Genomic DNA, 7,823 nt, shown 5'->3' with positions numbered 1-7,823 from the left:
ACCGACTCCCACGCCGGGACGTCGGGCAGCGGCTCGGCCGCGGGCGCGGGCGGCGGCTCGCCGGGCGGGTCGGCGACCACCTTCAACGCGCGATCGAGGGTGGAGCGAAGCACCGCCAGCGGGACGACGGCGTCCACCACACCGTGGCGCTGCAGGTTCTCGGCGGTCTGCACCCCCGCAGGGAACGGCTCCCCGTAGAGATGCTCGTAGACCCGGGGCCCGAGGAAGCCGATCAGCGCGCCGGGTTCGGCGGCGGTGACGTGGCCCAGCGAACCCCAGGACGCGAACACCCCGCCGGTGGTCGGATGGCGCAGATAGACCAGATAGGGCAGGTGGGCCCGTTTGTGCAGTTCGGCGGCTGCGGCGATCTTGACCATCTGCAGGAACGCCACCGTGCCCTCCTGCATGCGGGTGCCGCCCGAGGCCGGCGACGCGAGCAGCGGCAGCCCCTCGGCGGTGGCCCGGTGCACCGCGGCGATGATCCGTTCGGCGGCGGCCACCCCGATCGATCCGGCCAGGAAATCGAACTCGCAGGCCACCAGCGCCACCCGCCGCCCGAACACCCGGCCTTCGCCGGTGACCACCGATTCGTCGAGCCCGGTCTGGGCGGCTGCGGTGTCGAGCTCGCGGCGGTAGGCCTGCGACGTCGCCACCGGCAGTGGCGGGGCGTCCCAGCTCACGAAGGACCCGTCGTCCAGCAGCGCGTCGCGCAGCGCGAGGGCACCGATCCGGCTCACAGGAAAAGGCTAATAGTCTGGGGCCATGATTGGAGTGACCCGCGACGGCGGTGTGCTGACCCTGGAGATGCAGCGCCCCGAGCGCCGCAACGCGCTGAACGCCGAGTTGCTCGACGGCCTGCGGGAAGCGGTCGAGAACGCCGCCTCCGAAGGCGCCCGCGCGATCGTGCTGACCGGCGGCGGCCACGTCTTCAGCTCCGGTGCCGACCTGTCCGGCGGCCAGGGGGTGGCCGACGAGCTGCCCGACAAGGCCAGAGCGCTGAACCTGGCGATCGACGCCGCGCCGGTGCCGGTGATCGGCGCGATCAACGGACCGGCGATCGGCGCCGGGGTGATCCTGTCGATGATCTGCGATCTTCGTGTCGTAGCCCCGGAGGCCTATTTCCAGTTCCCGGTCGCCAAGTACGGCATTGCGCTGGACAACTGGTCCATCCGCCGGCTCACCTCGCTGGTCGGCGCGGGCCGGGCCCGGGGAATGCTGCTGGCCGCCGAGCGGCTGACCGCCGAGGTCGCCCTGCAGACCGGCATGGCCAACCGGATCGGCAGCCTGGCCGACGCCCAGGCCTGGGCGCAGGAGATCGCCGGGTATGCGCCGCTGGCGCTGCAACATGCCAAGCGGGTGCTCAACGACGACGGCGCCTACGAACAGCCGTGGCCCGCGCACCAGGAGCTGTTCGATCGCGCATGGGCCAGCCAGGACATCATCGAGGCCCAGGTGGCGCGCATCGAGAAACGGCCGCCGAACTTCCAGGGAGCTTGACGGTGTTGGGCTCGGCACTGCGATTCGGATTCGGCACGGCCTCGCTGCTGGCCGGCGGGTGGGTGCTGCGCGCGCTGCAGGGCACCCCGGCCTCGCTGGGCGCCACCCCCGCCGAGATCGCCCCGGCGGCGCGTCGGTCGCCGCACTTCCGGGATGGCAAGTTCGTCAACCTCGAACCCCCGTCCGGGATCACCGTCGACCGGGAGGTGCAGCGCGCGCTGCTGCGCGACCTGGCCAACACCGGCGGGCGGGGCAAACCGTCCGGCCCGATCCCGCTGGCCGACCCGCCGACCGCCGAGGTGGCGCCGGTGGCCGCCGCCGCCAGCTGGTTCGGGCACTCCAGCGTGCTCATCGAGATCGACGGCTACCGGGTGCTGGCCGACCCGGTGTGGAGCCGTCGCTGCTCGCCGTCGCGCAGCGTCGGCCCGCAGCGCATGCACGAGGTGCCGGTGCCGCTGGAGGCGCTGCCCGCGGTCGACGCCGTGCTGATCAGCCACGACCACTACGACCATCTCGACATCGACACGATCACCGCGCTGGCCCGCACCCAGCGCGCCCCCTTCCTGGTGCCGCTGGGCATCGGTGCGCATCTGCGCAAGTGGGGCATTCCCGAGCACCGGATCGTCGAACTCGACTGGCACGAACACCACCGAATCGGCGACCTGACGCTGGTCTGCACACCGGCCCGGCATTTCTCCGGCCGGCTGTTCACCCGCGACACCACGTTGTGGGCGTCGTGGGTGATCGCCGGGAACTCCCACAAGGCGTTCTTCGGCGGGGACACCGGCTACACGAAGAGTTTCGCCGAGATCGGCGCCGAATACGGCCCGTTCGACCTGACCCTGATGCCCATCGGGGCCTACCACCCGGCGTTCTCCGATGTCCACATGAATCCGGAGGAGGCGGTGCGCGCGCACCTCGACGTCGCCGACGCCGAGCGCAGTCTGCTGGTGCCGATCCACTGGGCGACGTTCCGGCTGGCGCCGCACCCGTGGGCCGAACCGGCCGACCGGCTGCTGGCCGCCGCCGACGCCGAGCGCGTCCGGATCGCGGTGCCCATCCCCGGGGAACGGGTCGACCCGGCGTCGACTCTGGACCCGTGGTGGCGGATGTGATGTCCGCCGACGCGCTACCGTCTTGATCATGAACCCACCGGTGCGGCTCGCTGCGTTCGTTCTGTCGGTCACATTGGTCGGGGGGTGTTCGGCCAACGGCGCGGACTCCGATGAGATGCCGGGGGCTTCGGCGAGTTCTTCGGCGCAGGCGTCGTCCGCCGCGACCCCGCCCAGCCAGGCGGCCCCACTTCCGCCGCCGCTGATGCCGGCGATGCCGCTGCCGGAGAACGCCGTCGCCGACGCCGTGGCCGCGCTGGACGAAATGGCCGAGGACCTGATGGCCAAATCCGGTGTCCCGGGAATGGCTGTGGCCGTGGTGCACGGCGGAGAAACCGTCTACGCCAAGGGTTTCGGGGTGAAGAACGCCGATCAGCCCGACTCCGCGGACAACCGGGTCGATCCCGACACCGTGTTCCAGCTGGCCTCGCTGTCCAAACCGGTGGGTTCGACGGTGGTCGCCCACGAGGTCGGGGAGGGCACCATCGGCTGGGACACCCCGGTGGTCAGTCAGCTGCCGTGGTTCGCGCTGTCGGATCCGGCGGTCACCCAGATGGTCACCGTGGGCGACCTGTACGCGCATCGCTCCGGGTTGCCCGATCATGCCGGTGACCTGCTGGAGGACATCGGCTACGACCGGCGCCTGATCTTGGAGAAGCTGCGGGAGTATCCGCTGAGCCCGTTCCGGATCTCCTATGCGTACACCAATACCGGGCTCACGGCGGCTGCCGAAGCGGTCGCGGCCGCGGCCGACGAATCGTGGGAGGACCTGAGTCGACGGGTGCTCTACGAGCCGCTGGGGATGTCGTCGACGAGCTCGCGGTTCGACGATTTCACCCGCCGTCCCGACCGCGCTCTCGGGCACATCCGCATCGACGACGAGTACAAACCCGAGTACGTCCGTGATCCCACTCCGCAGAACCCGGCCGGCGGGGTCAGCAGCTCGGTGAACGACATGACGCACTGGATGACGATGGTGCTGGCCGGCGGCGAATACGGGGGTGAGCAGATCATCGACCCCACCGCACTGCTGCCCGCGCTCACCCCGCAGGTGGTGTCCAGTCCGGCCGGTGAACCGGCCATGCGCTCGGGGTTCTACGGGTACGGCTTCAACATCGGCACGACCTCGTCGGCCCGGATGCAGATGAGTCATTCCGGGGCCTTCCAGCTCGGCTCGGGAACCAACTTCCTGATGCTGCCGGCCGCCGACGTCGCGATCATCGCGGTGACCAACGCGACGCCGACCGGCGCCGCCGAGACGCTCACCGCCCAGTTCGCCGACCTGGTCCAGTTCGGTGAGATCCGCGAGGACTGGTGGGCGCTCTACACCAAGGCGTTCGACGACATGGACGAGCCGGTCGGCTCTCTGGTCGGCAAGAAACCGCCGGCCGACCCCGCGCCGCCGGCACCCCTGGAGAGCTACGTCGGCCAGTACTCGAACACGTTCTGGGGCCCGGCCCGGGTGACCCAGCTCGACGGGGGTCTGCAGCTGGCGCTCGGCCCGGACTTCGTGGTGCCGCTCAAGCACTGGGACGGCAACGTGTTCACCTTCTCGTTCGTCTCCGAGAACGCACCGCCGGGCACCATCTCCACGGCGACGTTCGACGGTGACTGGCTGACCCTGGAGTACTTCGACCGGGACGGGAACGGGACTTTCTCCCGATGAGCGCTTGCGCGAAGAGTAGAGAGCACCGATGAGCGTCTCCCTGGCCGGTGGCCTCTCGGATACCGAGGTCGCCGCACGGGTAGCCGAGGGCAAGACCAACGACGTCCCGACCCGGGCGGCCCGCAGCGTCTCCGAGATCGTCCGCGGAAACGTGTTCACCCGCATCAACGCGATCCTCGGGGTGCTGCTGATCATCGTGTTGTCCACCGGATCGGTGATCAACGGGGCGTTCGGCCTGCTCATCATCGCCAACAGCGCCATCGGCATCATCCAGGAGCTGCGCGCCAAGCAGACACTGGACAAGCTGGCCATCGTCGGCCAGGCCAAACCGCTGGTGCGTCGCCAGTCCGGTACCGAACCGCGGCTGCCCAGTGAGGTGGTGCTCGACGACATCATCGAGCTCGGGCCCGGCGACCAGATCGTGGTGGACGGCGAGATCCTCGAGGAGTCGAACCTCGAAGTCGACGAATCGCTGCTGACCGGTGAGGCCGACCCGATCGCCAAGGACGCCGGCGACGCGGTGATGTCGGGAAGTTTCGTCGTCGCCGGTTCGGGGGCCTACCGGGCCACCAAGGTCGGCCGGGAGGCCTACGCCGCCAGGCTCGCCGAGGAAGCCAGCAAGTTCACCCTGGTCCGCTCCGAGCTGCGCAGCGGCATCAACAAGATCCTGAAGTTCATCACCTATCTGCTGATTCCGGCCGGGGCGCTGACCATCTACACCCAGTTGTTCACCACCGACGCGGGGTGGCAGCAGTCCGTGCTGCGGATGGTCGGCGCGCTGGTGCCGATGGTGCCCGAAGGGCTGGTGCTGATGACCTCGATCGCGTTCGCGGTCGGCGTCGTCCGGCTCGGACGCCGGCAGTGTCTGGTCAACGAGCTTCCGGCGATCGAGGGGCTGGCCCGCGTCGACGTCGTGTGCGCGGACAAGACCGGGACGCTGACCGAGAACGGGATGCGGGTCAGCGACGTCGAGAAACTCGGCCAGGCCCCGGTCCCCGACGTGCTGGCCCAGCTCGCCGCCGACGACCCCCGGCCGAACGCCAGCATGGCGGCGATCGCCGAGGCCTACCGGATGCCGCCCGGATGGACGGCCACCGCCGGTGCGCCGTTCAAGTCGGCCACCAAGTGGAGCGGCATGTCCTACGGCGAGCACGGCAACTGGGTGATCGGCGCGCCCGATGTGCTGCTCGCCCCGGGTTCACCGGCTGCCGAGGAGGCCGAGCGGCTCGGTGCCCAGGGGCTGCGGGTTCTGTTGCTCGGGTCCTGCGACATGCCGGTCGACGACCCGGCCGCCCCGGGCACCGTCGTCCCGGCGGCGCTGGTGGTGCTCGAGCAGCGCATCCGCCCCGACGCCCGGGACACCTTGGACTACTTCGCCGCGCAGAAGGTCGCGATCAAGGTGATCTCCGGCGACAACGCGGTGTCGGTGGGGGCGGTGGCCGGGTCGCTGGGCCTGCACGGCGAGTGCATGGACGCCCGGCACCTGCCGGGCGGCACGGCCGAGCTGGCCGATGCGCTGGAGTCCCACACCACCTTCGGGCGGGTGCGGCCCGACCAGAAACGCTCCATGGTGCACGCGTTGCAGTCGCGTGGGCACACGGTGGCGATGACCGGCGACGGTGTCAACGACGTCTTGGCGCTCAAAGACGCCGACATCGGCGTCGCGATGGGGTCGGGCAGCTCGGCCTCGCGTGCGGTCGCCCAGATCGTGTTGTTGGACAACAAGTTCGCCACCCTTCCCTACGTGGTCGGCGAGGGCCGCCGGGTGATCGGCAACATCGAACGCGTCTCCAACCTGTTCCTGACCAAGACGGTGTACTCGGTGCTGCTGGCGATCCTGGTCGGGCTGGGCGGTCTGTCGGCCAAGCTGTTCGGGTCGGATCCGCTGCTGTTCCCGTTCCAGCCCATCCACGTCACCATCGCGGCGTGGTTCACCATCGGGATCCCGGCCTTCATCCTGTCGCTGGCCCCGAACACCGAGCGGGCCCGGCCCGGGTTCGTGCGCCGGGTGATGACCTCGGCGTTGCCGTCGGGTCTGGTGGTCGGGACGGCCACGTTCACCTCTTATCTGCTGGCCTACGAGGGACGTGCCGCCACCGAGACCGAGGCGACCCAGGCGTCCACCGCCGCTCTGATCACCTTGCTGGTCGCCGCGCTGTGGGTGCTGGCGGTGGTGGCCCGCCCGTACGAGTGGTGGCGGGTGGCCCTGGTCGCGGTCTCGGGTCTGGCCTATGTGGTGATCTTCTCCCTGCCGATGGCGCGCGAGCTGTTCATGCTGGACCCGTCGAACGTCGCGGTCACCTCGATGGCGCTGGGTATCGGGCTGCTGGGGGCGGTCGCGGTGGAGGCGATCTGGTGGGTGCAGGGCTCCTTGCTGGGGGAACGTCGCCGGTTTTGGCGGGTGCCCGAGCGGTAGGCTGGGGCCATGGGATTTCTGGACAAGGCGAAGGATCTGCTCGCCAAGAACTCCGACAAAGTGGACACCGCGATCGACAAGGCCGGCGACTTCGTCGACCAGAAGACGCAGGGTAAGTACGCCTCGCAGGTGGACAAGGTCCAGGATGCCGCCAAGAAGGCGGTGCAGGACAACGCCGCCGGTCAGGGCGGCGCGTCCGGCGCTCCCGATCAGCAGCCGCCGACGGCGCCGCCGACCTCGTAGCGCGCATGGCGAAGTTGTCCGTATCGGTCGACGTGCCGATGCCGCCCGAGCGTGCCTGGGAGAGCGCCTCGGACCTGTCCCGCTACAAGGAGTGGCTGTCCATCCACCGGGTGTGGCGGTCGACTCTGCCCGAGACCATCGACAAGGGCACCCAGCTCGACTCCATCGTCGAGGTCAAGGGGATGCTCAACCGGGTCCAGTGGACCGTGGTGCACTACAAGCCGCCGCAGGCGATGACGCTGAACGGAAACGGCAAGGGCGGGGTCAAGGTCAAGCTGATCGGCAAGGTGAAGCCTGCCGACGCGGACCCGGCAGCCTCGACGGTCACGTTCGACATCCATCTGGGCGGTCCGGCCCTGTTCGGGCCGATCGGGATGGTGGTCGCCGGGGCGCTCAAGAGTGACATCCAGGAGTCGCTGAACCGGTTCAAGACGGTCTTCGCGCCGTCGGCCTAGACCTCGCTCAGGCGAGCGCGGTGACGGCGTCGACGATGCCGGTGTCGCCGGAGATGACGTTGAACGTGCGCCCGGCGGTCTGCGGTGTGTCGAGCACGGCGACGAGCACCGCCGCGACATCGGCGCGTGGGATGCTGCCGTAGCCGGTGTCGGTGCCGGCGAGGACCCGCCCGGTGCCGGGGTCGTCGGTGAGCCGGCCCGGCCGCACGATCGTGGAGTCCAGTCCGGCCCGGGAGCGGACCGCGTCGTCGGCGGCGCCCTTGGCCCGCAGATAGACGACGAACACCTCGTCACCCGTGTCGTCGGGTGCGGCGGCGTCGGCGGCGATGGCCGAGACCATCACATAGCGGCGCACGCCGGCTGCTTCGGCGGCGTCGGCCAGCAGGACGGCGGCGTCCAGGTCGACGGTCTGCTTGCGGGCCGCGCCGCTGCCC

General features: G+C 70.1%; 8 protein-coding genes. 6 read left to right on the top strand and 2 right to left on the bottom strand.

Features of this window, described 5'->3' with window-relative positions; genetic code table 11:
* Positions 1-737, bottom strand: a 737-nt coding sequence (locus ACXAID_RS25805) for a carboxyl transferase domain-containing protein (RefSeq protein WP_475025027.1), incomplete at its 3' end; no start/stop codon positions are given.
* Positions 738-762: 25 nt separating this feature from the next.
* Between ACXAID_RS25805 and ACXAID_RS25800 the strand changes: the two genes are divergently transcribed.
* From ACXAID_RS25800 to ACXAID_RS25775, 6 genes are read left to right on the top strand one after another with little or no spacing between them, the layout of a single operon-like run.
* Positions 763-1,497, top strand: coding sequence for an enoyl-CoA hydratase (locus ACXAID_RS25800; RefSeq protein WP_475025026.1), 735 nt, complete (start codon positions 763-765; stop codon positions 1,495-1,497).
* A gap of 2 nt (positions 1,498-1,499) precedes the next feature.
* Complete coding sequence (locus tag ACXAID_RS25795; protein ID WP_475025025.1) at positions 1,500-2,612, top strand: MBL fold metallo-hydrolase; 1,113 nt, start codon at positions 1,500-1,502, stop codon at positions 2,610-2,612.
* A 28-nt stretch (positions 2,613-2,640) separates the two neighbouring features.
* On the top strand, positions 2,641-4,275 hold the full coding sequence (locus ACXAID_RS25790; RefSeq protein ID WP_475025024.1) for a serine hydrolase: 1,635 nt from the start codon (positions 2,641-2,643) through the stop codon (positions 4,273-4,275).
* A gap of 28 nt (positions 4,276-4,303) precedes the next feature.
* Positions 4,304-6,691, top strand: coding sequence for a cation-translocating P-type ATPase (locus ACXAID_RS25785; protein WP_475025023.1), 2,388 nt, complete (start codon positions 4,304-4,306; stop codon positions 6,689-6,691).
* Between the two features lie 9 nt (positions 6,692-6,700).
* Positions 6,701-6,934, top strand: a complete 234-nt coding sequence (locus ACXAID_RS25780; protein WP_475025022.1) for an antitoxin — start codon at positions 6,701-6,703, stop codon at positions 6,932-6,934.
* Positions 6,935-6,939: 5 nt separating this feature from the next.
* Complete coding sequence (locus ACXAID_RS25775; RefSeq protein WP_475025021.1) at positions 6,940-7,389, top strand: type II toxin-antitoxin system Rv0910 family toxin; 450 nt, start codon at positions 6,940-6,942, stop codon at positions 7,387-7,389.
* Positions 7,390-7,396: 7 nt separating this feature from the next.
* Here ACXAID_RS25775 and ACXAID_RS25770 read toward each other — a convergent pair.
* The coding region (locus tag ACXAID_RS25770) for an NAD(P)H-binding protein (protein ID WP_475025020.1) at positions 7,397-7,823 on the bottom strand (427 nt) is incomplete at its 5' end.

It is taken from the genome of Mycobacterium sp. ABE4_509 (assembly GCF_056160785.1).
This window is presented reverse-complemented; position numbering and strand designations above follow the sequence as displayed.

What these genes read in the sequence shown, in the direction of transcription:
- ACXAID_RS25800 (WP_475025026.1), top strand. Translation starts at nt 763, where the DNA reads ATGATTGGAGTGACCCGCGACGGCGGTGTGCTGACCCTGGAGATGCAG.
- ACXAID_RS25790 (WP_475025024.1), top strand. Translation starts at nt 2,641, where the DNA reads ATGAACCCACCGGTGCGGCTCGCTGCGTTCGTTCTGTCGGTCACATTG.
- ACXAID_RS25785 (WP_475025023.1), top strand. Translation starts at nt 4,304, where the DNA reads ATGAGCGTCTCCCTGGCCGGTGGCCTCTCGGATACCGAGGTCGCCGCA.
- ACXAID_RS25780 (WP_475025022.1), top strand. Translation starts at nt 6,701, where the DNA reads ATGGGATTTCTGGACAAGGCGAAGGATCTGCTCGCCAAGAACTCCGAC.
- ACXAID_RS25775 (WP_475025021.1), top strand. Translation starts at nt 6,940, where the DNA reads ATGGCGAAGTTGTCCGTATCGGTCGACGTGCCGATGCCGCCCGAGCGT.